The sequence below is a fragment of the Xylophilus ampelinus genome, assembly GCF_003217575.1.
Classification (GTDB): Bacteria; Pseudomonadota; Gammaproteobacteria; order Burkholderiales; family Burkholderiaceae_C; genus Xylophilus; species Xylophilus ampelinus.
Genome location: NZ_QJTC01000015.1, coordinates 16,602 through 40,387, shown reverse-complemented (window position 1 = coordinate 40,387; position 23,786 = coordinate 16,602). Strand labels below are relative to the sequence as shown.

Below are 23,786 nucleotides of genomic sequence, written 5' to 3'. Positions count from 1 at the left end.
GACTGGCCGAATCAATAATCGTGCCTGCTCTGATTCGCGAACTTTTCCGCCTTTTTCACGTCTCGCTGGAAATTTTTCCAAAAATTCTGGTTTTCCACGAATTCAGCGACGGCCAAACCGTAATTTTGGCTCTCTTGAGCGAACAGGTCTGTGATGAGGTGTCTGCGGACGTTATCGAAGTCCGACGGAGCGACCACCCTCCCGAAGAGGCCGAGATACTCCTCGTCGCCATCGTCGAGCTTTCGTCGCCAGGCTTCGAATCCCGGAATCCCCAGCTCATTCGATACAAGGGTCTGGTAGACCAAGGCGATCTGCTTCGGGTCGTCTATCAGCAGCGCCGCGAGCGGCACGGGGGAATTGTTTTTCTTGTCGCGGTTTATTGCGGCGACGTCATTCGCCCGATCGTTGATAAATTTTTGTCGGTATATGCTGAGACCGATATTCCAAAGATTTTTACCTGGAGAATCGCTGCGCAAAGCCTCCCCGATGCGATGATTCAAAAGATCGCCTTCCAGTTCGAGGGAGCATGATTCCGACAGCCCCTTGAGTCTGCTTGCCTGGATCGACGCGATTCCAATTCTTTCAAACATGGCCTGGGCGGGCGAGACGAGTTGCGGGCTGTAGGCGGGGCGAATATCTCGTCCAAAACCGCCGCTGTGCTGAATACCCATAGGAGGCGGGGCGACACCGGCGGCAATTTTGCTCAGCAGGCCTGCGAACAGCGGGTTTTGCAAGGCCGAAGCGCCTGCGAAGCCTGTTGCTTGCGCACCGAAGGGTTGCAGCGCCATGTTCCCGAATGGCATGGAACCCGGAAAAGTCACCTGAGGCTGCTGGGGATAGCGCACGGGGGCGGCCGCCCCCGCGGGCGCACCGTCTCGGTACGCGGCATGCGGTGGCGCATACGGTTGGGACGGCTGTTGCAAGGCTGCGAACGGCATCGGATCACGCTGCACCAGCGGGCCATAAGGTGGCGGCGCGCCGTGCGATGGGAAAGCGTGTGTGGGGGGCATGGGGAGGCTCGGCGTCCCGCCATGCCTGGGCTGCACGCCCCCTGCCGGGTTCGCCGCACTCGACGAAGCCGACATGACGTTGGTCGGACGTGTCATGCCACTGCCCGGAACGGGTGCGGAGGCCGTCTCGTGAAATGGCATGTCGGACGCACTCGCGAAGGAATCGGTCGAACAGTCTGATTGCGCATCGGGCGACCGGGCACGCTCGGGCACTGGAAGCTCTGCCGAATGCGGCATCGAAAATGGCTGTTGCTGTACATCGCCACCAGCCCCCGCCGCCCGCTGCATCAGCCATTGGAAGGCCTGCATGTCCCCATATGCCGTGAATGGCTGTTGCGCACCGTCGACGGGTAACATGGCTGGAGGCCGCATCGCGCCGGGGGGTACGGCGTTTGCCAGCGGATGGGGCACCATTCTTTCGTCCGGCTCTTGCATACGGGAAATTCCGCGAGCGCCCACCGCATCGTTCGGCGGCGCGTACAGTGCCTTCGCCTGCAGGGGAGGAGGCCTGTCGGCGGGCGACAGCGCGGGCAGGCGACCGGCCTCGAACATGGTCCAGGGAATCGCGGTATTTTTAACGGAGATGGCGATGGGAACCGGCGCCTGATCTTCCGATTTATTCCGACCCAAAGATAATGTTTTTGATAGAATCTTAGCCGATGGGGAATTCGCTTGCTGCTGCCTGCCGATTTGCAACTTTTTCTTGGAAGAGTAGTGCAAAGGACCGAAATCCCGAGGAATCGATGCGAGTTCTGGATTGTCGGAAAGGTCCAAAACGCCGAGGTTTTTCAATTGTGCTATCGAGCCGGGAATGGCATGAGAATCCAAGCCATCCGTCAATGCATTATGATTGAATTTCAACGTTTGCAAATTGCCAAGCCGTCCTATTTCCTCCGGCACGCTTTGAAAATGGTTACTGGAAAGATCCAGCTCGCGGAGTTTACTCAGACGTCCGATTTCTTGGGGCAAGCCCGCCTGCTGCGACTCATCGATTTCGCAGGCTGCGGGTCGGTTTTTCAGCATATTCCCGTTGAGCTTCAATACTTCCAGTTTGGACAGATTTCCGATCTCGGACGGCAACCTGTCCAGCGCGTTATTGCTGAGATCGAGATTTTCCAGTTTCGGGAGACTTCCGATTTGAGCCGGCACCCACTCGATGCCCGCGTTCGAGGCATCGAGGGCTCGTAAATCCTGCAGTTGGCCTATTTCCCCGGAAATCCCGCCAAGCAGGTTACGCGAAATATCCAGTTGTTTGAGTTTGAGCAACTGAAATATCGCCGCATCGATACTGGTCAGGTTATTCCCGGCAAGCGACAAGGATGTCACCTTGTTCATCCTTGCGAGGTTTTGGTCGGGTGGCAGCTCGGTCAGGCCGAGACCCGCAAGACTTACCGATTTCTTGTCTGCAGCAGAGTTTATTATTTTCGCAGCCTGCTGCCTTTGTTCGTTAGCTCGACGGGATGCATTGGCCCAACTGGTCAGACCTGTGTCGTCTTGCCATTGCTTACTTTTCGACCTCGCGGCATTCGAGCATTCCGAGCCGGAATTCGAGTTTTGTGAAGGCTCGTTGAGAACGCCACTGAATTTATCACTGATAAGACGAAGCATTTTATTACCTGTCTGCAGAAATTGCGAGCACAGCGCTCGAGCCGCCGATGTTCTGCTGAAGTTGGAAGAAGTGAAATGCCGGGTGCACCACGCATTCGGCAATGGGAAAGCACGATGTCGATGGTGAAGCGGTCCGGGTGTCTCGCAAGCGTTTCAGGCGAACATATTCCCTGCTATACGAAGTTTGGAATCGCAATGGGTTTTTGCGCAAGTGCTGGCGCCGAGCCGAGCCGAGCCGAGGGGATGGTCTGCACATTTCGGAGTGGAGCGAGGTCGAATGCCGGCCTTGCGCATCTCTCGCTCGTCCACCGTGGCGACGGCGCACGCAGAAAAGGCCATGGACAAGCGTCCAGAGCCTTTCGCGTTTTTGCTACAAAATAGATAGCAAGCAGTCGTTTTCCCGTTACGGCTGCAGCCCTTTTTCTTTCGAATTTCGCGAGGAGGCTTCGTGGTGAAGACCTGGACAGCGAAAGCCCCCTCCCCGGCGAAGACCGTCGGGGGCGAACTCGCTTCCGCCCGGCAGCGCTACCGGCGCAGCCGACTAGTGCGCACCGGCAGCCGCGTCGGCGCTGCCTTCGCTCGCCACCGTCGGGTGCGAGAGCCACACCAGCGGGATCAACAGCAGGAAGACGATGGCCGACGCGTAGAACACGTCGTTGGCCGCCAGCATGAACGCCTGCTGGTCCACCAGCCGGTCGACCTGCGCCAGCGCCTGCTCGGGCGACAGGCCCGCAGCGCCGAGCGCGGCGATCGCGTCGCCCGCCGGACTGCCGCGGGTGACCGATTCGCTCAGCTGCGCATGGTGCAGCGCGGCCCGGTTCTCCCAGATCGTGGTGACGACCGAGGTGCCGATGGCGCCCGCGGTGATCCGCACGAAGTTCGACAGGCCCGAGGCGGCCGGAATCCGCTCGGGCGGCAGGCCCGACAGCGTGATCGTCACCAGCGGGATGAAGAACAGCGCCATCGCGACGCCCTGGATCAGCGTCGGGATCAGGATGGTGAAGATGTCGGCCTGGGTGTTGAAGCGCGAGCGCAGGTACAGCACCACCGCGAACACCAGGAACGCGCCGGTCGCGAAGCGCCGCGGATCGACCCGGTGCAGGTTCTTGCCCACGACCGGCGACAGGATCAGCGCCATCAGGCCCACCGGCGCGGTGACCATGCCGGCCTGGGTGGCGGTGTAGCCCATGAACTGCTGCAGCCAGAGCGGCAGCAGCACCACGTTGCCGAAAAAGAGCCCGTAGCCCACGCCGGTGGCGAGCGTGCCCGCCCAGAAGTTGCGGCGCGCGAACAGCGACAGGTCGACCACCGGATGCTTCTCGGTGAACTCCCAGGCCAGGAAGAAGGCCACACCCACCACTGCGGCCACGCCCAGCCCCACCACCAGCGGCGAGTGGAACCAGTCGTTCTCCTTGCCCAGGTCTAGCATCACCTGCATCGAGCCCACCCACAGCACCAGCAGCGCCAGGCCGATCGAATCGATCGGCAGCTTGCGCACCTGGCTCTCCCGCTTGCGGTAGAGCGACCAGGCACCGGTCGCGGCGACCAGGCCCACCGGGATGTTGATGTAGAAGATCCACGGCCAGGTCATGTTGTCGGTGATCCAGCCGCCCAGCAGCGGCCCCATCACCGGCGCGATCAGCGTGGTCATCGACCACATCGCCATGGCGGTGCCGGCCGCGGCTTTCGGGTAGCTGCTGAGCAGCAGGGTCTGCGACAGCGGGATCATCGGCCCGGCGACGAAGCCCTGCAGCGCGCGGAACGCGATCAGCGTCGCCATGTTGGGCGCCAGGCCGCAGAGCCAGGAGGCGATCACGAACAGCACGACGCTGGTGCAGAACAGCCGCACCTGGCCGAAGCGCTGCGACAGCCAGCCGGTGAGCGGCACCGCGATGGCGTTCGCGACCGCGAAGCTGGTGATGACCCAGGTGCCCTGGTTGGAGCTGACGCCCAGGTCGCCCGCGATCGCGGGCAGCGACACGTTGGCGATCGAGGTGTCCAGCACGTTCATGAAGGTGGCGGCCGACAGGGCCACCGTGCCCCACATGCGGGCGGAGCCCTCTAGCGGGGGTGGCGGACGGTAGGCCGGTGCGGCGGTCGCGGACGACATGGCGGGTTTTCGCTCGAAGCGACGTGCCGACCGCTCAATGCACCGCGGCCGCGGCCGCGACCGACGCGGCCAGCACCCGGCTCGCCTCGGCGCGGGCCGCGGCCACGGCCTTGGCGCCGGTCCTGCCCATGTTGGCTGCGATCACCCGCTGCACCTCGGCCTCGGCCCCCTCGTCGAGCGCGTGGTAGACCTGGGTCTGGGCGAAGACGGCGGCGCGCGGCGCGTCGGCCAGCGTCTTGCCGTTCTTGTCGGCCACGTCCACTTCCACATCCATCGACAGGCCGACCCGCAGCGGATTGTCGACCAGCTGCTGGCGATCGAGCGCGATGCGCACCGGCACTCGCTGCACCACCTTGATCCAGTTGCCGGTGGCGTTCTGCGCCGGCAGCAACGCGAAGGCCGCGCCGGTGCCCACGCCCAGGCCGGCCACGGTGCCGCGATACTCGATCTTCTTGCCGTAGACGTCGGCGGTCAGGGTGACCGGCTGGCCCAGGCGGATGTTGCGCAGCTGCACTTCCTTGAAGTTGGCATCGACCCAGAGCTGGTCGAGCGGCACCACCGACATCATCGGCGTGCCGGCGTTCACCCGCTGACCGAGCTGCACCGTGCGCTTGGCGACGTAGCCGTCGACCGGCGCCGGCAACGCGGCGCGCTGGGTGGCCAGGTAGGCCTCGCGCACCTTCGCGGCGGCGACCAGAACGCTCGGGTGTTCCTCGACCCGGGTGCCTTCGGTCATCGCCTGGTTGCTGGCGAGCTGTTCGCGCGCCGCGGTCACGCCGGCCTGGGTCGCGGCCACCGCGCTGCGGGCCGTCTCCAGCTGGGTGCGGGCGTGGTTGAGTTCTTCCTTCGACACCGCGCCGTTGCCGGTCAGGGCCTGGCGGCGGTTCAGGTCGTCGTCGGCGCGGGCCACGTCGCTCTGGGCCTTGGTCATGTCGGCCTGGCGCAGCGTGATCTGCGCGGCCAGCGATCCGTTGTTGGTGTAGAGCGTGCGGGCCTGGCGCACCGCCTGGGCCAGGGCGGCCTCGGCCTGCTCCAGCGCGACGCGGGCATCGGCCGGGTCGAGCTTGACCAGCGGCTGGCCGGCCTTCACGAAGTCGGTGTCGTCGGCCAGGATCGCCATCACCGTGCCGCCGATCTGCGGGGTGATCTGGATCACGTTGCCCTGGACATAGGCGTTGTCGGTCGATTCGTAGTGGCTCGCGACCCGGTATTCGTAGAGGCCCCAGCCGGCACCGGCGACCAGCACCACCGCGGCGATGACGGTCAGCGCACGGCGCCGCCTGGGGTCGGAGGTGTGCGCGGGTGCCGCGGAAGGTGCGGCGGGAGCGGGTTCGGCCACGGGAGTGGCGGCGGGCGAGCGGTCTTGCGGTGCGTTCATGGCAGCAGATCCAGAAAAATGGGAATGGGAGAGGGTCGGCCGGCGCGGAGCGCGGAGGTGATCGGGCAGCGCGGTCAGCGCACCGGCGGCGCGTCGATCTGCGCGGCGGCGACACGGGGCGCGGCGGCGTCGGCGCCGCCGGCCTCGACCCGCGCCGGCGATGCGGACGCACCGATCTCGGGCGCGGTGTAGCCGCCGCCCAGGGCGCGGATCAGCGAGACCTGCGTGTCGAGCCGGCGGGCCGACAGCTCCACCGCCTGGCGACGCTGCAGCAGCACGGTGCTCTCGGCCGTCAGCACGTTCAGGTAGTTGCCCAGGCCGGCCTTGTAGCGCTGCACAGCGATGGCATAGGCACCGTCGGCCGCCTCCTGCGCCTGCCGCTGCTCGTCCTGCTGGCGGACTATGGCGCGCGACGAGGCGACCTGGTCGGCCACGTCGTGCACCGCATCGATCAGGCTGGCGTTGTAGCTCTCGACCGCCGCGTCCAGGTCGGCGGTCTTGCCGCGCAGGTTGGCACGCAGCCGGCCCGAGTCGAAGATCGGCAGCCGGATCGCCGGGCCGAAGCCCCATTCCTTGCTGCCCGATGCGGCGAACCGGTCTAGCCCGATCGACGACAGGCCGACGAAGCCGGCCAGGTTGACGTTGGGATAGAACATCGTCTTGGCGACCAGGATGTCCCGGCCCGCGGCTTCGACCCGCCAGCGGGCGGCGGCTATGTCGGGGCGGCGGCCGAGCAGGTCGGCGGGCAGCACGGCGGGCACCGGCGCGGCCTGTACCCTCTCCATCGCAGGCGCCACCAGCGCATGGGCGCCGCCCGGCACGCCGACCAGGGCGCCGATCGCATTGCGCGTCAGCGCGATCTGCTCGCGCAGGGATTCGATCTCGCGCCGCGCGTCGGGCAGGCCGCCCTCGCTCCGGCGCTGCTCCAGGCGGGTGTCCAGGCCGGCACCGACCCGGTCGCGCACCAGGCTCAGGGTTTCGCCGCGCTGGGCCAGGGTGCGCTCCGACACCGCCAGCTGGGCCTGCAGCCGCGAGAGCTGGAAGTAGTTGCGGGTCACGTTGCTTGCCAGCAGCAGGCGTGCGGCCTGGGCATCGGCCTGCGCCGCCCGGGTGGCGCCCAGCGCGGCCTCGAGAGCGGCGCGGTTGCGGCCGAAGAAGTCGATCTCCCAGCCGCCCGAGAGCCGGCCGACGCCGCTGTTGTAGGTGCCGCCGGCCAGGGGCGGCGGATAGGGGCCGTTGGCGCTGTAGAGCTGGCGGGTCACGTCCAGGCTGCCGTTCAATTGCGGGCCGTCGGCCGCGCGGGCCGTCTCGGTGACCGCCTGGGCGCGGGCGATGCGGGCCTCGGCCAGGCGCAGGTTGGGGCTGCTCGACAAGGCCTGGCCCACCAGCCGGTCGAGCTGCGCATCGCCGAAGCTGCGCCACCATTCGTTGGGCACCGCGAAGTCGGCCATCACGTCGGGGCGTGCCGGTGGCCGCCGACGGCAGGCCGAGCGACGCGCCCTCCCGCAACTGCGCATGCGGGGCGATGCCCGACATGTTGGCGCAGGCGGCCAGGCCCAAGCTCACGGCCAGCGTGGCCAGGTACAGCCAGGCGCCCCCGCGCGACGCCGATGCGGGCTCCGGCACCGCCGGCGGTGCGTCGGCGGAGTGGCTTTGGTCGTATTTCATGTCGAAGAGCCCTCGTTGTCGTTGTGGCAGGCCGGCGAGCCGAACACCTGCACGTTGTCCAGAAGGCGCGCCAGGAAGCCGCGCAGTTGTCGGAACTCCTCCGCGCTGAAACCCTGCGCCGCCACGTCCTGCACCCGGCCGACGATGCCGGGGATCTGTTCGGCCGCGGTGCGGCCTTCCGGCGTCAGCTCCAGCTTGACGACGCGCCGGTCTTCCAGAGAACGGGTGCGGCGGCACAGGCCCTTGGCCTCCAGCCGGTCGAGCAGCCGAGTCATCGCGCCGGCATCCAGGTGGCAGCCGCGGGCCAATGCGGCCACCGTCGTTTCCTCGTCGAGATACATCCGCAACAGCGGCTTCCACTGGGCGTCGGTCAGGCCCAGGGGCTCCATGCGACGTTCGATCTCGGTGCCGACCAGCGTCACGATGCGGCGCATCTGGTAGCCGATGTTGTGCTCGGAGTGCAGGTGCTTGTGCGAGGCGGGGTCCGGCGCGCCGGCCCCCGCCTCGGAGGAAAGGGATGCTGTATCGCTCATGTCGCAAATATAAATGCCTAGGCAAATAATGTCAAGACACTAACTGCATTGGCAGGTTTTTAGCCGACATGCTCGGCTACAGTCCGGGCCATGAAACTTCAGAACATGCCGGCCCGCCATCTCCTGCTGCGAGGCGTGGCCTGCGCCGCCATCGGCGCGGCCATCCTGGTCGCGCCCCCCTATATGCGTTCGGAAGAATTGCGGGCAGCGGTGGAAGGCAGCGCGATGGTCGGCTGGCTGGCGATCGCGATCGGCATCGTGCTGGCCGGCTGCGGCGCCTACAAAAGCCGAACCTCTATCAGAAAGCGCTGAAACAGCGGGAAACAGTCGCAACAGGCGGCGGACAGATCGGATACAGCCGGGTGGCGCGCGCCCAGAATGGGCCGCGCGGAGTGCGGCGGAGGCCGGCCTGGGCTTTCGGACGGTCTACCGCCTGTCGGAGGTTTGTTGCAGCGCAACATAAAAGGCTTGATGTAGGCACTTGCGTGCCTATACTTTGGAAATGTTGCAGCGCAACATAGCGACGACAGCGACCTCGCGGGCAAGGTTTGCCCCGACATCTTTCCACCACAGAGGAGTTTTGCCATGACCCTGACCGCCGACCAGATGATCGCCGCCCACAAGGCCAACGTCGACGCCCTGTTCTCCCTGACCGCCAAGGCCTTCGAAGGCATGGAGAAACTGGTCGAGCTGAACGTGACCGCCTCCCGCGCCGCCCTGTCGGATGCCGCCAACCACACCCAGGCCGTCCTGAGCGTCAAGGATGCGCAAGAGCTGATCGCCCTGCACGCCGGGATGCTCCAGCCGCTGGCCGAGAAGACCGCCGCCTACAGTCGCCACCTGTACGACATCGCCCAGGGCACCGGCTCCGAGTTCGGCAAGGCGATCGAAGGCAAGGCGGGCGAAGCACAGCAGGCCTTCGCCGGCATGGTCGACAACGCATCGCGCAACGCACCGGCCGGCTCCGAAACCGCCGTCGCGGTGCTCAAGAGCGCCGTAGCCGCGGCCAACAACGCCTACGAATCGGTGCAGAAGGCCGTCAAGCAGGCATCGGACGTGGCCGAAGCCAACTTCAACGCCGTGTCCAGCACCGCGATGAACGCCGCCAAAACCGGCGCTGCCGCCACCACCGCCGCCGCCCGCAAGCGCTGAGAAGGTGTGAGAGAACCTACTGCGCAGCCCGATTGCGCGCCTGCGGTCCTCACCGTACAGAAGTACGGCTCCGGTCCTCGACGCACACCCGGGCTTGCTCGCTACGGTTCTTTCACACCTTCTGCTCGAATGGCGTAGGTTGCGCGAATGCACCCATCCACCGCGCCCAGCGCGAAGAAGGCCCGGCCCCGCCGGGCCTTTTCTTTTGGGCGCCGCGTTTGCGGCTTTGGCCATAATTGACGTTTACGTCAACGTCAAAGGAGTGAGACACATGGACATCGCAGGCAAGGTTTTCATCGTCGCCGGTGGCGCATCGGGCCTGGGCGAAGGCACGGCGCGGATGCTGGCGGCGAACGGCGCGCGGGTGGTCGTGGCCGACATGCAGGACGACAAGGGCGAAGCCGTCGCACAGGCGATCGGCGGCGCCTTCGTGCGCTGCGACGTGACGCAGGAGGCCGACGGCCAGGCGGTCGTGGCACGGGCGGTGGCGCTCGGCACGCTGGCGGGCCTGGTCAACTGCGCCGGCATCGCGCCGGCCGAGAAGACGGTGGGCAAGAACGGCGCCCATTCGCTGGCCGTCTTCGGCAAGGCGATCACCGTCAACCTGGTCGGCAGCTTCAACATGATCCGGCTCGCGGCCGAAGCCATGTCCCGCAACGCCCCGCTGCCCACCGGCGAGCGCGGCGTGCTGATCTCGACCGCCTCGGTGGCGGCCTACGACGGGCAGATCGGCCAGGCGGCGTACGCCGCCTCGAAGGGCGGCATCGTCGGCATGACGCTGCCGATCGCGCGGGACCTGGCCCGCAACGGCATCCGCAACATGACGATCGCGCCGGGCATCTTCGGCACGCCGATGCTCTTCGGCATGCCGCAGGCGGTGCAGGACGCGCTGGCCGCCGGCGTGCCCTTCCCGCCCCGCCTGGGCACGCCCGTGGACTATGCCAAGCTCGTCAAGCACATCGTCGAGAACGACATGCTCAACGGCGAGGTGATCCGCCTCGACGGCGCGATCCGGCTCGCACCGAAGTAATAGATAAACATTGCGCGGCCGTTCAGCTGCCCGCCACCTTCATCTTGTCGACCAGCACCGAGCCGACCGTCTTCGCGCCGTAGTTGTACGCGTCGGCGCCGATGGCGGCGATGCCCTTGAACATCTCGGCCATGTTGCCGGCGATGGTGATCTCCTGCACCGGGAACGCGATCTCGCCGTTCTCGACCCAGAAGCCGCTGGCGCCGCGCGAATAGTCGCCGGTGACGTAGTTCACCCCCTGCCCCATCAGCTCGACCACGAAGAGGCCGGTGCCCAGCCTCTTCAGCATCGCGGCCAAGTCGTCGCCTGCGGCGGTGCGGCGCGAGGTCAGCACCAGGTTGTGCGAGCCGCCGGCGTTGCCGGTGGTCTTCATGCCGAGCTTGCGGGCCGAATAGGTGCCGAGGAAGTAGCCCTGCACCGTGCCCGCGTCGACCACGGTGCGGGCCTGGGTGCGCACGCCTTCGTCGTCGAAGGGCGAGCTGCCCTTGCCGCCGACGACGAACGGGTCTTCGTGGATGTCGATGTGGTCGGGGAAGACCTGCTTGCCCAGCGAGTCGAGCAGGAAGCTGCTCTTGCGGTACAGCGCGCCGCCGCTCACCGCCTGGGTGAAGGCGCCCAGCAGGCCGGCCGCCAGCGGCGACTCGAACAGCACCGGGCACTCGACCGTCGGGATCTTGCGCGCCTTCAGCCGCGCCAGCGCGCGCTCGGCGGCATAACGGCCGACGGCCTCGGGGCTGGCCAGGTCGGCGGCGTTGCGCATCGAGCTGTACCAGCTGTCGCGCTGCATGTCGTCGCCGCGGCCGGCGATGGGCGCGACCGACATGCTGTGCCGCGAGCTGGCGTAGCCGCCGCGAAAGCCCCGGGTATGCGCGCTGAAGAAATGCGACTGCTGGGCCGACACGCCCGCGCCTTCGCTGTTGGTGATGCGGCGGTCGGTGCGCAGCGCGGCGCGCTCGCAGGCCTTGGCCCGCTCGGCCGCCTCTTCGCTGGTGACGGCCCACGGATGGAACAGGCCCAGGTCGGGGTGCTCGGTCGCGATGTCGGCCTCGTCGGGCAGGCCCGCGACCGGGTCTTCGGCGGTGAAGCGGGCGATGTCGTAGGCGGCCTGCACCGTCTGCTCGATCGCGGCCCTGGAGAAATCGGAGGTGCTGGCGTTGCCCCGGCGCTGGCCCAGGTAGACGGTCACCCCCAGCGACTTGTCGCGGTTGCGCTCGACGTTCTCGAGTTCGCCCTTGCGGACGCTGACGCTCAGGCCGCAGCCTTCGGACGCCTCGGCACCCGCATCGGTCGCGCCGATCTTCTTGGCGTGGGAGAGGGCCGCATCGACGAGGTCTTCGAAGAACGGGCGGCTGTAGCTGAAGCCGCTGTCGGCTCTGGGGGGGGGTGGGGTCTTCATGGCGAGGGCTATGATACTTGCCGCCCCCTCGCCGGCCGCCGCGGCCCGCTCCTGCCGCTCGCGGCACGGGGCCTTGCACCGGCGCGCCCTCCCCCGTTTCCATTTCGGCGCACCGACTGCCCACCGCAGTCGGCCCGCCCTCCCGACATGTCACGCAAACCCAAAAAAGGCTACTTCGTCCAGGGCCGCTTCGTTGCCGAAGGCAGTGAACTCGACATCCGGCTCAAGCACGAGTTGAAAGGCACCGACGAGAACCACGCCTCCAGCCGCACCGACATGAAGAAGGAGAGCGACGAGCTGCAGGACCTGGGCGAGGCCCTGGTCACGATGCGCGCCGACCTCGTCGCCCACATCCACCTGCCCGAGAAGCTGTTCGACGCGCTGGCCGAGGCCCGCCGCATCACCAACTTCGAAGGCAAGCGGCGGCAGATGCAGTACATCGGCAAGTTGATGCGCCGGCTGGACGAGCCCACCCGCGAAGCCGCCCGCGCCGCCCTGGCCGAGCAGCAGCACGGCTCGGCCCGCGAGACGCTGGCGCTGCACCAGGCCGAGCAATGGCGCGGCGACCTGGTCGACAACGACGAGGCGGTGCAGCGCTGGATCGAGGCCTGGCCGCAGACCGACATCCAGCAGCTGCGCGCCCTGGTGCGGCAGGCCCGCAGGGACGCGGTGCCCGAGAGGCCGGGCCTGGCCCCGCGCCACGGCCGCGCCTACCGCGAGATCTTCCAGCTGGTGCGCGCGCAACTGACCGCCGCCAACGACACGCCCGCGGCAGACACCGGCGCGGAGGACGTCGCGGATGAATGACACCACCCCCTTCGACCCGGTCCGCATCGGCATCGTATCGGTCAGCGACCGTGCCAGCGCCGGCGTCTACCAGGACCAGGGCCTGCCCGCCCTGCGGGCGTGGCTGGCGCGCGCGCTGCGCAATCCCATCACCTTCGCGTCGCGCCTGATTCCCGACGAGCAGGCCACCATCGGCGCCACGCTGGTCGAGCTGGTCGATGCCGGCTGCGCCCTGGTGCTGACCACCGGCGGCACCGGCCCGGCGCCGCGCGACGTGACGCCCGATGCGACGCTGGCCATCGCCCATCGCGAGATGCCCGGCTTCGGCGAGCAGATGCGCCAGATCGGCCTGCGCTTCGTGCCGACCGCGATTCTGTCGCGCCAGGTGGGCGCGATTCGCGACAAGAGCCTGATCCTGAACCTGCCCGGCCAGCCGAAGGCGATCGCCGAGACGCTAGAGGGCCTGCGCAACGCCGACGGCAGCGTCGCCGTGCCGGGCATCTTCGCCGCCGTGCCCTACTGCATCGACCTGATCGGCGGGCCGTACCTGGAAACGGACGATGCGGTGTGCAAGGCCTTCCGGCCCAAATCGGCCCTGCGGCCCCCGGCCGGCGCTGCCGGCGGTTCTTGAAAGAAAAATAGCCGGAGCCGGCGATCGGCGCCGACCTCCAGCTATCAATATAATAGCAACCGGCTGCCGCTACTTGCCGACCAGGGCATTCAGCTTCTCGGCCTCGAAGTTCTCGCAGCGCGCCGCGCCGTCGGGCACGCAATCGCCGCGCCCGCCGCCCCGCGCCGACAGCGCCTCGATCGCCTGCCACAGCAGCGTGATCTGGTGCTCCTGGGTCGACGCGGTACCGATCAGGCCTCTGAGCGTCTGGCCGACCGGATCGTCTTCCAGCGTCACGCCATAGGCGGAGAACGTGCGCGTCGCCGGCGCGGCACCGGGCTCGCCGGCGTCCTTCTGCGGCAGGATGCGCGCCGGGATGCCGACCGCGGTGGCACCGGCCGGCACCGGCTTGAGCACCACCGCGTTGCTGCCGATCTTTGCGCCGTCGCCCACGGTGAAACCGCCCAGCACCTTGGCGCCGGCGCTCACCACCACGTCGCGGCCCAGCGTCGGATGGCGCTTGGCGCCCTTGTAGAGCGAGGTGCCGCCCAGCGTGACGCCCTGGTAGATGGTGCAGCCGTCGCCGATCTCGGCCGTCTCGCCGACCACCACGCCCATCGCATGGTCGAAGAAGACCCGCTCGCCGACGACCGCGCCCGGGTGGATCTCGATGCCGGTCAGCCAGCGCGCGATGTTCGAGACGAACCGGCCGAGCCACTTGAAGCCCCGCGTCCAGCAGCGGTGCGCCAGCCGGTGCAGCACCAGCGCGTGCAGGCCCGGATAACAGGTCATCACCTCCCACGCACTGCGCGCGGCAGGGTCGCGGTCGAGGATGCACTGGATATCGGAGCGCAGGCGCTGGAACATGACTTCGGGTGGGATTCTGACGGGCGTTGCAGTCTATCGACTCGGGCCGCCGGCCGCCGACATCGCCTTGGCGACACCGCGCAGGATGTGGATTTCCTCGTCGGTGAGCTGCGCGCGGTGGAACAGCTGCTGCAGCCGCGGCATCAGCTTCTTGGGCGCGGCAGGATCGAGGAAGCCCACGTCGACCAGCGCGCGCTCCCAGTGGTCGAGCATGCCGGCCACCTGCCGCGTGTCGGCGCGCCGCGGGCCCTCGGGCGGCGCCGCGGTGTCCGCATCGCCGAAGCCGCCCAGCGCCAGCCGCCATTCGTAGGCCACCACCTGGATGGCCGCGCCCAGGTTGAGCGAGCCGAACTGCGGATTCGTCGGGATCCGCAGCGCGACGTGGCAGCGGTAGACGTCCTCGTTCCGCATGCCGAAGCGCTCGGAGCCGAACAGGAAGCCGACACCCTGCTCGCCCGCCGCCCCGGCCCCCGCGGCCAGCGGCGGCAGATGCTCGCGCGGCGTGCCGGTGGGCGGGCCGAAGTCGCGCGGCACCATCGCGGTGGCGCAGAGGTGGGTCATGCCGTCGATCGCCTCGTCGAGCGTGGCGACGATGCGGGCGTTGCGCAGCACATCCAGCGCGCCGCTCGCCCGCTGGATCGTCTCTTCGCGGCGCAGCACGTTGTCCCAGCGCGGCGCGACCAGCACCAGGTCGTCGAAACCCATCGTCTTCATCGCGCGGGCGGCGGCGCCGACGTTGCCGGCATGGCTGGTGTGGAGCAGGATGAAGCGGGTGCGCATGGCGGGGCGGTGGCGGGAACACAAGGGCCGCCATTGTCGCGGCGATCGGAGGGCCTGCCCGCCGCAGTGGCCCGCTGCGCCGGCCGGCGGGTAAAATCGCGCCTTTCGCCGCCCGCATCGCCGGGTGCGCCCTGCCCGCCGCTCCTCGTCACAATCCAATGTCGTCCAACCTGCATCCCATGCTCAACGTGGCCGTCAAGGCCGCCCGCGCCGCCGGCGCCATCATCAACCGCGCCGCGCTCGACATCGAGTCGGTGCGGATCTCGCAGAAGCAGGTGAACGACTTCGTGACCGAGGTGGACCAGGCGAGCGAGCAGTCGATCATCGAGACGCTGCTCACCGCCTACCCCGGGCACGGCATCCTGGCGGAGGAAAGCGGCAACACGCACGGCGCCCGGGATTCCGAATTCGTCTGGATCGTCGATCCGCTCGACGGCACCACCAACTTCATCCACGGCTTTCCGGTCTACTGCGTCAGCATCGCCCTGTCGGTGCGCGGCAGGATCGAGCAGGCCGTGGTCTACGACCCGACCCGCAACGACCTCTTCACCGCCACCAAGGGCCGCGGGGCCTATGTGAACGAGCGGCGCATCCGCGTCTCCAAACGCACCCGGCTGCAGGAGTGCCTGATCGCCACCGGTTTCCCGTTCCGCCCCGGCGACGACCTGCAGCAGTACCTGCAGGTGATGGGCGACGTGATGCAGCGCACCGCCGGCATCCGCCGCCCGGGCGCCGCCGCGCTCGACCTGGCATATGTGGCCGCGGGCTTCAGCGACGGCTTCTTCGAGACCGGCCTGTCGCCCTGGGACGTGGCCGCCGGATCGCTGCTGGTGCAGGAGGCCGGCGGCCTGGTCGGCAACTTCAGCGGCGAATCCGACTTCCTGGAGCAGCGCGAATGCCTGGCCGCCAACCCGCGCATCTATGCCCAGCTGGTGTCGGTGGTCGGCAAGTACTCGAAGTTCGCCGGCGTGGCCGCCAAGCAGGAGGCGGCGCGCGGCGTCGCCTCGCGCGAGCCCGGCAGGCCGTACGACGTGGCACCCGAGCTGGCCGATGCCGACATCGCCCCGGCAGCGCAAACCACTGCCGACGAAGCCCCGGCCGCACCCGTCTCGCGCCGCCTGACCCGCATCCGCAAGACCCCCGGCACCGAACTCTGACACCGCGCCCGCCGCCATGATCCGCCGCGCCGGTCGTTCGGCTCCCGTGCGGGCCGCTGTCCGGCTGCAGCGGCATGCGCGCGCGTTCCTGTGGGCGGCGCTCGGCAGCAACGTGACCAACGGCATGGCCGTCGGCGTGGGGCTGATCACGATCGCGCTGGCGATCTATTTTCTCGACGGCCTGGCCGCCGCCTCGGCCGCGGGCGTCGGCGCGCTGGTGGCCACGCTGCCCGACCTGCCGGCGCAGAAGCACCACAAGTTCCAGCAGATGGCGCCCGCCCCGGCGCTGGGCATGCCGCTGTTTCTGGCGATGCAGCTCTCGCACCACGACCCGGTGCAGCAGGGCATGGTGCTGGTCTTCGGCAGTTTCGTTTCGTTCATGGGCGTGGCCTGGGGCAAGCGCGGCGGGCCGATCGCCATCGGCATGGCCTTCTCGATGCTGTTCGCGATGGCGACGCCGCCGCCCAGCGGCGCGCTCGACGCGCTGGCGCGGGCCGGCTGGTACGCGACCGGCGCGGGGCTCTACCTGGTCTACGGCGTGGCGATGGGCGCGCTGCTCAACCGCCGCTACCGCGAGCAGCTGCTGGCCGAGGCGCTGCTGGCCTTCGCCGGCGCGCTGCGCACCCAGGCCCGGCGCTTCGGCGAGAACGCCGACGAGGAGACCTTGCTGGCCGACATGCTGCGCAGCCAGGCGGCGCTGGCCGACAGCCTGCAAAGCGTGCGCGACGTGGTGCTGGAGTCGCCCTCCTCCCGGCCGCGGGCCCGGAGCGCGGCGATCCTGCTCGCGCTGCTGGAGGCGCGCGACCACCTGATCGCCTGCGAGCTAGACCTGGAATCCCTCGCCCGCCGCAAGGGCGAGGCGGCCGCCCTGCCCCAGGTCTACGACGCGCTGATGGGCTACGCCGAGCAGGTCGAGACGCTGGCCACCGACATGCTGCTGGGCCGGGTGGCCCGCGGCGCGCACGAGCTGCGGATCGCGCTCGGCCGGCTCTACTCGACCCTGCTGCCCGATACCGCCGAGGATGCCGCGCCCGAGGCCCGCATCGTCCGCCACGTGACCGAGCGGGTAGCCGCCATCGGCGACGAGGTCGAGCGGATGTTCGCCCTGCAGCGCGGCGACCTGGCGCCCGAGATCGCCTCGGTGCGGGAGAACTGGCAGCTCTTCATCAGCCCCACCGCCTGGTCGTGGAAGCCGCTGCGGTCGCAGTCGGGCTGGTACGCGCCCACGCTGCGGCACGCGCTGCGGGTGGCCGCCGCGGTGGGCACCGGCTACCTGGTGTCGCTGCACCTGCCGTGGACGACGCACGGCTACTGGATCCTGGTGACGATCACCGTCGTGCTGCGGACCAACCTGGCCCAGACGCTGGAGCGGCGGAACGCGCGGATCATGGGCACCCTGCTCGGCTGCGGCGTGGTGATGGCGGTGCTGGGCACCGACCCCGCGCCGGCGGCCATCCTGGCGACGGTGGCGCTGGCCACGGCCATCGCCCATGCCTTCGCGATCCGGCGCTACCTGATCACTTCGATCGCCGCCACCACCACCGGCCTGCTGCAGGCGCACCTGCTGGTCGCCGGCAGCCACACCAACTTCGCCCTGGTCGAGCGATTGGCCGACACGGTGCTGGGCGCGGTGATCGCCTGGCTCTTCAGCTACGTGTTGCCGGTCTGGGAACGCAACCAGCTGCCCGGCCTGGTGCGCCGCACGCTGTTGGCCCAGGCGCGCCATGCGCGGCTGGCGCTGGTGCCGGGCGACACGCAAAGCCCCGACATCGACTGGCGGCTGGCCCGCCGCGAAGCGTACGACAGCCTCTCGGCCCTGGTGCAGGCCACCGCCCGCACGCTGGCCGAGCCCGCCTCGGTGCGGCCGCCGCTCGAACCTCTCGAAACACTGCAGGCGCTCAGCTACCGCATGCTGGCTCGGCTTACCGCGGTGAAATCGGCGCTGCAGCTACGCCGGAGACAGCTCGACATGGCGGTGGTCGGGCCGGCGCTGGCGCGGGCAGCGGAGACGATCGACCAGGCCCTGTCGCTGTCGGAAGCCCCGATCGCGACAGCCGACGCACCCACCATCACGACGAAAAGAGACAACGCAGCCCACTCTGCGGCAACCGTCGCAGCCGCAGCCGCAGCCGCAGCCGCAGCGGACGATGCGGCGCCCACGCTGCTGCCCAGGGGCTCCCTGCGTCCGCCGGACCCGCTGGCGACCGACCTGACGCCCTGGCTTATGGAGCGGCTGGCACTGGCGGAAACCACCGCGCAGCGCATGCGGCAGGTGGCCTTACGCGCGGCGGCCTGAGGCCCCGCCGGCCCGGCACGTCGCAGAAGCGGCCTCGGGGACGCTTTCTCTTTGCAGACCACGCCCGTAAAAAAGGAACACGATGTTCGACATGGCGCATTTGTCGCAGTTCTCGCCCTGGGTCGCCACCGCCGCCGCCGCGCTGCTCGCGGCGCTGGGCGCGCTGGCGGTATACCGTGTCGGCGGCCTGGTGCTGCTGCGCGCCACCCAGTTCATGCCGGTGGTCCACACCACCATCCGTACCTGCCGCCGCTCGGCGCGGCTGGTCGTGGTGCTGGCGGCGCTGCAGCTGGTCTGGCAGGCCGCCGCCAACGGGATGACGATGATCGATACGATGCGGCACCTCAACGGCCTGCTGCTGATCGGCGCCTTCACCTGGCTGGCGATCGACGCGATCAACGGCCTGGCCGACGGCGTCGTGGCCCAGCACCCCTACGACGTCGACGACAACCTGCAGGCCCGGCGCATCATGACGCAGGCCCGGGTGCTGGCCCGCACCGCCACGCTGGTGGCGCTGGTGGCGGGCCTGGCGATGATGCTGATGACCTTCCCCGGCGCGCGGCAGGTCGGGGCCAGCCTGCTCGCCTCGGCCGGCGTGATCGGCATCGTGGCCGGTCTCGCCGCCAAGCCGGTCTTCAGCAACCTGATCGCCGGCCTGCAGATCGCGCTGGCGCAGCCGATCCGGATCGACGACGTGCTGATCGTGCAGGGCGAATGGGGCCGGGTCGAGGAGATCACCGGCACCTACGTCGTGCTGAAGATCTGGGACGACCGAAGGCTGATCATCCCGCTGCAGTGGTTCATCGAGAACCCGTTCCAGAACTGGACGCGCACCGGCTCGGAGCTGCTCGGCGCGGTCTTCTTCAGTGTCGATTTCGGCATGCCGATAGCGCCGCTGCGCGCCGAGCTGGAGCGGCTGGTGCCCACCCTGCCCGAGTTCGACGGCCGCTTCTTCAACCTGCAGGTCACCGACACCACCGAGCACACGATGCAGCTGCGGGTGCTGGTCACCGCGCAGTCGTCGGACAAAGCCTTCGATCTGCGCTGCAGAGTGCGCGAGGCGATGATCGACTTCATGCAGCGCGAGTACCCGCAGTTCCTGCCCACGCTGCGCGTCCAGCACCGCGAGCACGAGGCCCCGCCGATGTCGCGGGAAACGCCCGCCGGGCTGTCCGGCCAGATGGCCGGCAGCGCCGCGCAAGCCGGCCTGGCCGCGACCGCCAGCGTGCCGCAGGCATGAGCGCACGGCTCCTCCGCCGAGAGGCATTTTTGCAACACCTTGTATGTTGATTGTCAACACCACGTGTTAACGCTAACGGTATTGAATCCCCCCACATGAAAACAGTGGGTGAACGGATTCGGCAGGCCAGGGAAGCCCGTGGCCTGAGCCAGGGGGACCTGGCGCTGCGCGTCGGCTTCGCCCACCAGTCGGCCATCGGTAATCTGGAATCACGCGCTACCGGCCGCGGCGGTTTTCGGCTGTCGGAGATTGCGCGCGAGCTGTCGGTTTCTGTCGAGTGGCTGCTGAACGGGCCGGACGGCCCGGTGCCGTTCGTCGACGGCGATGCAGCCCCGGCCGGAGACCACGTCCGTGTCCAGGCCGAGTCGCCCCGGCCGCTGGGCCTGCTGCCCGATCTGGAGCATGCGACCGAGTTGCTCAGGGGCCTGCCGCGCGAAGGTGTCAAGGAGGCGATCAGCCACCTGGAATTCCTGACCTACAAGCACCGTCGTCCTCCCGAGCCGGCCGGGCGTGCCACGCCGGGCGTCAAACCGGGGTGCACGCCGCGCGCCTCGTGAGCGCCATCCGAAAGCACCGCTTAACACCCAGAGTGTTTAAATTTAAACACTTTGTGTTATTTTTGCTTCGGGGCTTATCCCCGGAGCAGTCCCCGATCGGTGGACAACTTCCGGGCTGCGTTGGCGTGCCTGCCGTGGCACCGTCCGGCGCCGCGACCGGCGGAGGCCGCGCAGATCAGGCGTAGGTATCGAGCGTCGCGCCGAGCGCGCCCGCCGGCTTGCGCGCCGAGGCTGTCGAGGCTGTCGGTGCGGCCTTCTGCGCCGCCTCGGCCGCCTTCTGCTGTTGCAGCGCCTGAGCCTGCTGGCCCTGCTGCTGAACAGCCGCGATCTGCTGCTGCAGCATCTGGATCATCGCCTGCAGCAGCTTGGTCTTGGTGATCTTCGCCTTGGCTTCCATGTCGCTCGTCGCGACGCTCCTGAGTTCGTTGGTCAGTTCCTGCACACGTTTCTGCAGCCGGGCGATATCGCCGCCCCCCGAGCCGGAAGAGGCGGAAACGACCGGGGCGGCGCTGGCGGATGTGACGTTCATGCAGTTATTTCGGCCGCCCGCGGCGGAACTTGAGCTCGGCGCGCAACCGGCACATCGTGCGCCTCGTACCGCCGTACGACTCGGCGTTTTGCCGGCAGGCGGTCGGACGGGCGGCGGCGTCTCGAAGCACGTCGCTGTCGGGCTTCCCCACCGCGGCCGGCCAGGGCACGGCCATGCACAATCAGGCGTCGCACGCTGCGCCCCGTCGTGAAATGGGGCGCGTTGCAGCGGTGGTGCTTACCTACGCCAGTCACACATCGCAGATTTGCCGGATTTCCAATGCACAACAGTGAGTTAGCAGCACCGTCGGTTCTAGATCGAGCACTTGCCAGCGGGGATTTTTCGCAGCACACCCCGATGATGGCCCAGTACCTCGGCCTCAAAAAGGACTTTCCCACCACCCTGCTCTTCTACCGCATGGGAGATTTCTACGAACTGTTCTGGGAAGACGCCGAGAAGGCCGCGCGGCTGCTCGACATCACCCTCACCCGACGCGGCCAGTCGGCGGGGCATCCGGTGGCGATGTGCGGCGTGCCCTTCCATGCGATGGAGGGCTACCTGGGCAAGCTGATCCGGCTGGGCGAATCGGTGGCGATCTGCGAGCAGGTAGGCGAGGTGGGCGCATCGAAGGGGCCGGTCGAGCGCAAGGTGGTGCGGGTGGTGACGCCCGGCACCCTGACCGATGCCGAGCTGCTGGGCGACAAGTCCGAATCGATGCTGCTGGCGGTGCACCACGGGCTGCGCAACACCATCGGGCTGGCGTGGCTCTCGGTCACCCAGGGCGAGATGCAATTGGCCGAATGCACGCCCGATGCGCTGGAGGGCTGGCTGGCGCGCATCGTGCCCAGCGAGCTGCTCTACAGCGCCGATGCGGCCAGCGCCATCGCGCAGCGGCTGCAGGCCCTGAAGCGCAACACGCCCTACGCGCTGACGGCCCGGCCGGAGTGGCAGTTCGACGCCACCCTGGGCCAGAACCGGCTGCTGGAGCAGCTGGGCGCGAGCAGCCTCTCGGCCTGGAGCGCCGACACCCTGACCCATGCGCACGCCGCGGCCGCCGCGCTGCTGGCGTTCGCCGAGCACACCCAGGGCCGGGCGCTGTCGCATGTCAAGACGCTGCGGGTGCAGCGCGACGACGAGCTAATCGAGCTGCCCACCCTCACCCGCCGCAACCTGGAGCTGGTGAAGACGCTGCGCGGCGAAGACGCGCCCACGCTGTTCTCGCTGCTCGACATCTGCATGACCGCGATGGGCAGCCGGGCCCTGCGCAGCTGGCTGCTGGAGCCGCAGCGCGAGCGCCGGCAGGCGCAGCGGCGGCTCGACGCCATCGGCGCCCTGCGCGGCCCGCACGGCAACGGCCCCTTCGGCCGGCTGCGCGAGCAGCTGAAGGGCATCAGCGACGTGGAGCGGATCACCGCCCGCACGGCCCTGCGCCAAGCGCGGCCCCGCGAACTGGTCGCGCTCGGCCATTCGCTACAAAAATCAGAGCGTCTGGTCGAAGCGTTGCAAGGGCTGGCGGCCCTTTTCGATCAAATTTCCGAGGATCTGCACCCGCCGGCCGAGGCGATCGACCTGCTGCACCGCGCCCTGCTGCCCGAGCCCGCCGCCCTGGTCCGCGACGGCGGCGTGATCGCCACCGGCTTCGACGCCGAGCTGGACGAGCTGCGTGCCATCCAGGAGAACTGCGACGGCTTTTTGCTGGAACTGGAAACCCGCGAGAAAGCCCGCACCGGTATCGCCAACCTGCGGGTGCAGTTCAACCGGGTGCACGGCTTCTACATCGAGGTGACCACCGGCCAGCTCGACAAAGTGCCCGACGACTACCGCCGCCGCCAGACGCTGAAGAACGCCGAGCGCTTCATAACGCCCGAGCTGAAGGCCTTCGAGGACAAGGCGCTCTCCGCGCAAGACCGCGCCCTGTCGCGCGAGAAATTTTTGTACGAGCAGGTGCTCGACGCGCTGCAGCCCCACGTGCCGGCGCTGGGCCGGGCGGCCAAGGCGCTGGCGACGATCGATGCGCTCTGCGCGCTGGCCGAGCGCTCCCTCACGCTGGGCTGGTGCCCGCCCACCTTCGCCAAGGAGCCGTGTATCGAGATCGAGGCCGGCCGCCACCCGGTGGTCGAAGCGCGGCTGGCCGAGGGCTACGGCGCGCCGGGCGGGGCTGTGAACTTCATCGCCAACGACACGCGCCTGGGCGCCCGGCAGCGGATGCAGGTGATCACCGGCCCCAACATGGGCGGCAAATCGACCTACATGCGCCAGGTGGCGCTGATCGTGCTGCTGGCCTCGGTGGGCAGCTACGTGCCGGCCACCCACTGCCGCCTGGGGCCGATCGACGCGATCCACACCCGCATCGGCGCGGCCGACGACCTGGCCAACGCACAGTCGACCTTCATGCTGGAGATGACCGAGGCGGCGCAGATCCTGCACACCGCCACCCGGCACAGCCTGGTGCTGATGGACGAGATCGGCCGGGGCACCAGCACCTTCGACGGCCTGGCGCTGGCGGCCGGCATCGCCGCCCACCTGCACGACAAGGCGCAGTGCTTCGCCCTGTTCGCGACCCATTATTTCGAGCTGACCGAATTCCCGGCGCAGCACCACGGGGCGATCAACGTGCACGTGAGTGCGGCCGAGACGCCGGGCAGCCCCAAGGGCGGCGGCGACATCGTGTTCCTGCACGAAATACAGCCGGGACCGGCCAGCCGCAGCTACGGCATCCAGGTGGCCCGACTGGCGGGCATGCCGTCGATCGTGCTGCAGCATGCGCGGCAGGCCCTGGCGGCGCTGGAAGAGAAGGCCACCGCCGGGCAGGCGCAGGTCGATCTGTTCGCGGCGCCGCGCGATCTGCCGGAGAGCGTGGCGATGGATGCTTTGGAAACCGCGCTGCACGGGATCGATCCGGATGCGCTGAGCCCGCGGGAGGCCTTGGAGGCGCTGTACCGGTTGAAGAAGATCGCGGTGCGGGAGCGTCGCTGAGTCTCTCGAGCCCGGGCACGGCGCAGGACGCGCCGCGGCATGGATACCGCAAGCGGACTGCAACGCGGCGACCGGGCCTCTCTTCGACTTTCGCGGGTACGTC

Annotated in this window: 19 protein-coding genes; 10 read left to right on the top strand and 9 right to left on the bottom strand. The window is 68.5% G+C overall.

Features of this window, described 5'->3' with window-relative positions; genetic code table 11:
- Positions 1-11: 11 nt before the first annotated feature.
- From DFQ15_RS10885 to DFQ15_RS10865, 5 genes are all read right to left on the bottom strand, one after another.
- Entirely contained in the window at positions 12-2,618 is a 2,607-nt protein-coding gene (locus tag DFQ15_RS10885) for a leucine-rich repeat domain-containing protein (protein WP_110466000.1), read from the bottom strand.
- Positions 2,619-3,159: 541 nt separating this feature from the next.
- The gene (locus DFQ15_RS10880) at positions 3,160-4,728 is read right to left on the bottom strand and encodes a DHA2 family efflux MFS transporter permease subunit (protein WP_110465999.1); all 1,569 of its coding nucleotides are present in this window, start codon (positions 4,726-4,728) and stop codon (positions 3,160-3,162) included.
- A gap of 34 nt (positions 4,729-4,762) precedes the next feature.
- On the bottom strand, positions 4,763-6,106 hold the full coding sequence (locus tag DFQ15_RS10875; RefSeq protein WP_110465998.1) for an efflux RND transporter periplasmic adaptor subunit: 1,344 nt from the start codon (positions 6,104-6,106) through the stop codon (positions 4,763-4,765).
- Positions 6,107-6,180: 74 nt separating this feature from the next.
- Positions 6,181-7,557, bottom strand: a complete 1,377-nt coding sequence (locus DFQ15_RS10870) for an efflux transporter outer membrane subunit (protein WP_259292652.1) — start codon at positions 7,555-7,557, stop codon at positions 6,181-6,183.
- A 213-nt stretch (positions 7,558-7,770) separates the two neighbouring features.
- On the bottom strand, positions 7,771-8,307 hold the full coding sequence (locus tag DFQ15_RS10865; protein ID WP_110465997.1) for a MarR family winged helix-turn-helix transcriptional regulator: 537 nt from the start codon (positions 8,305-8,307) through the stop codon (positions 7,771-7,773).
- A gap of 90 nt (positions 8,308-8,397) precedes the next feature.
- Here DFQ15_RS10865 and DFQ15_RS10860 point away from each other — a divergent pair, with 90 nt between their 5' ends.
- The 3 genes from DFQ15_RS10860 to DFQ15_RS10850 all read left to right on the top strand — a co-directional run bounded on the left by DFQ15_RS10860 (position 8,398) and on the right by DFQ15_RS10850 (position 10,489).
- The gene (locus tag DFQ15_RS10860) at positions 8,398-8,619 is read left to right on the top strand and encodes a hypothetical protein (protein ID WP_110465996.1); all 222 of its coding nucleotides are present in this window, start codon (positions 8,398-8,400) and stop codon (positions 8,617-8,619) included.
- A 273-nt stretch (positions 8,620-8,892) separates the two neighbouring features.
- Positions 8,893-9,459 carry a phasin family protein gene (locus DFQ15_RS10855; protein WP_055842908.1) on the top strand — a complete coding sequence of 189 codons (567 nt, stop codon included), beginning with the start codon at positions 8,893-8,895 and terminating at the stop codon, positions 9,457-9,459.
- 271 nt (positions 9,460-9,730) lie between these two features.
- Positions 9,731-10,489, top strand: coding sequence for a 3-hydroxyacyl-CoA dehydrogenase (locus DFQ15_RS10850; protein WP_110465995.1), 759 nt, complete (start codon positions 9,731-9,733; stop codon positions 10,487-10,489).
- A 22-nt stretch (positions 10,490-10,511) separates the two neighbouring features.
- Here DFQ15_RS10850 and pmbA read toward each other — a convergent pair whose 3' ends face one another.
- Complete coding sequence (pmbA, locus tag DFQ15_RS10845; protein ID WP_110465994.1) at positions 10,512-11,885, bottom strand: metalloprotease PmbA; 1,374 nt, start codon at positions 11,883-11,885, stop codon at positions 10,512-10,514.
- Positions 11,886-12,032: 147 nt separating this feature from the next.
- On the opposite strand from pmbA, the gene yjgA reads away from it, so the two are divergent.
- On the top strand, positions 12,033-12,692 hold the full coding sequence (gene yjgA / locus DFQ15_RS10840; RefSeq protein ID WP_110465993.1) for a ribosome biogenesis factor YjgA: 660 nt from the start codon (positions 12,033-12,035) through the stop codon (positions 12,690-12,692).
- A complete protein-coding gene (mog, locus tag DFQ15_RS10835; RefSeq protein ID WP_110465992.1) occupies positions 12,685-13,302 on the top strand; it encodes a molybdopterin adenylyltransferase in 618 nt (205 codons plus the stop codon). Before yjgA ends, mog begins: the two co-directional genes overlap by 8 nt.
- A gap of 69 nt (positions 13,303-13,371) precedes the next feature.
- Here the strand turns inward: mog and cysE are convergent, their stop codons facing one another.
- Together cysE and DFQ15_RS10825 are read right to left on the bottom strand one after the other, a co-directional pair.
- Complete coding sequence (gene cysE / locus DFQ15_RS10830) at positions 13,372-14,148, bottom strand: serine O-acetyltransferase (protein WP_110465991.1); 777 nt, start codon at positions 14,146-14,148, stop codon at positions 13,372-13,374.
- Between the two features lie 33 nt (positions 14,149-14,181).
- Positions 14,182-14,928 carry an RNA methyltransferase gene (locus DFQ15_RS10825; protein ID WP_110465990.1) on the bottom strand — a complete coding sequence of 249 codons (747 nt, stop codon included), beginning with the start codon at positions 14,926-14,928 and terminating at the stop codon, positions 14,182-14,184.
- Positions 14,929-15,086: 158 nt separating this feature from the next.
- Between DFQ15_RS10825 and DFQ15_RS10820 the strand changes: the two genes are divergently transcribed.
- The 4 genes from DFQ15_RS10820 to DFQ15_RS10805 all read left to right on the top strand — a co-directional run bounded on the left by DFQ15_RS10820 (position 15,087) and on the right by DFQ15_RS10805 (position 20,178).
- Positions 15,087-16,085, top strand: coding sequence for an inositol monophosphatase family protein (locus tag DFQ15_RS10820; RefSeq protein ID WP_110465989.1), 999 nt, complete (start codon positions 15,087-15,089; stop codon positions 16,083-16,085).
- A 16-nt stretch (positions 16,086-16,101) separates the two neighbouring features.
- Complete coding sequence (locus DFQ15_RS10815; RefSeq protein ID WP_110465988.1) at positions 16,102-18,381, top strand: FUSC family protein; 2,280 nt, start codon at positions 16,102-16,104, stop codon at positions 18,379-18,381.
- 91 nt (positions 18,382-18,472) lie between these two features.
- Positions 18,473-19,621, top strand: a complete 1,149-nt coding sequence (locus tag DFQ15_RS10810; RefSeq protein WP_110466042.1) for a mechanosensitive ion channel family protein — start codon at positions 18,473-18,475, stop codon at positions 19,619-19,621.
- A gap of 95 nt (positions 19,622-19,716) precedes the next feature.
- Positions 19,717-20,178 (top strand): helix-turn-helix domain-containing protein, encoded by a 462-nt coding sequence (locus DFQ15_RS10805; RefSeq protein ID WP_110465987.1) that lies wholly within the window; start codon positions 19,717-19,719, stop codon positions 20,176-20,178.
- A 175-nt stretch (positions 20,179-20,353) separates the two neighbouring features.
- On the opposite strand, the gene DFQ15_RS10800 is transcribed toward DFQ15_RS10805, so the two are convergent.
- A complete protein-coding gene (locus tag DFQ15_RS10800; RefSeq protein ID WP_110465986.1) occupies positions 20,354-20,707 on the bottom strand; it encodes a FlxA-like family protein in 354 nt (117 codons plus the stop codon).
- Positions 20,708-20,986: 279 nt separating this feature from the next.
- On the opposite strand from DFQ15_RS10800, the gene mutS reads away from it, so the two are divergent.
- Positions 20,987-23,683 (top strand): DNA mismatch repair protein MutS, encoded by a 2,697-nt coding sequence (mutS, locus tag DFQ15_RS10795; RefSeq protein WP_110465985.1) that lies wholly within the window; start codon positions 20,987-20,989, stop codon positions 23,681-23,683.
- The last annotated feature ends 103 nt before the right edge of the window (positions 23,684-23,786 follow it).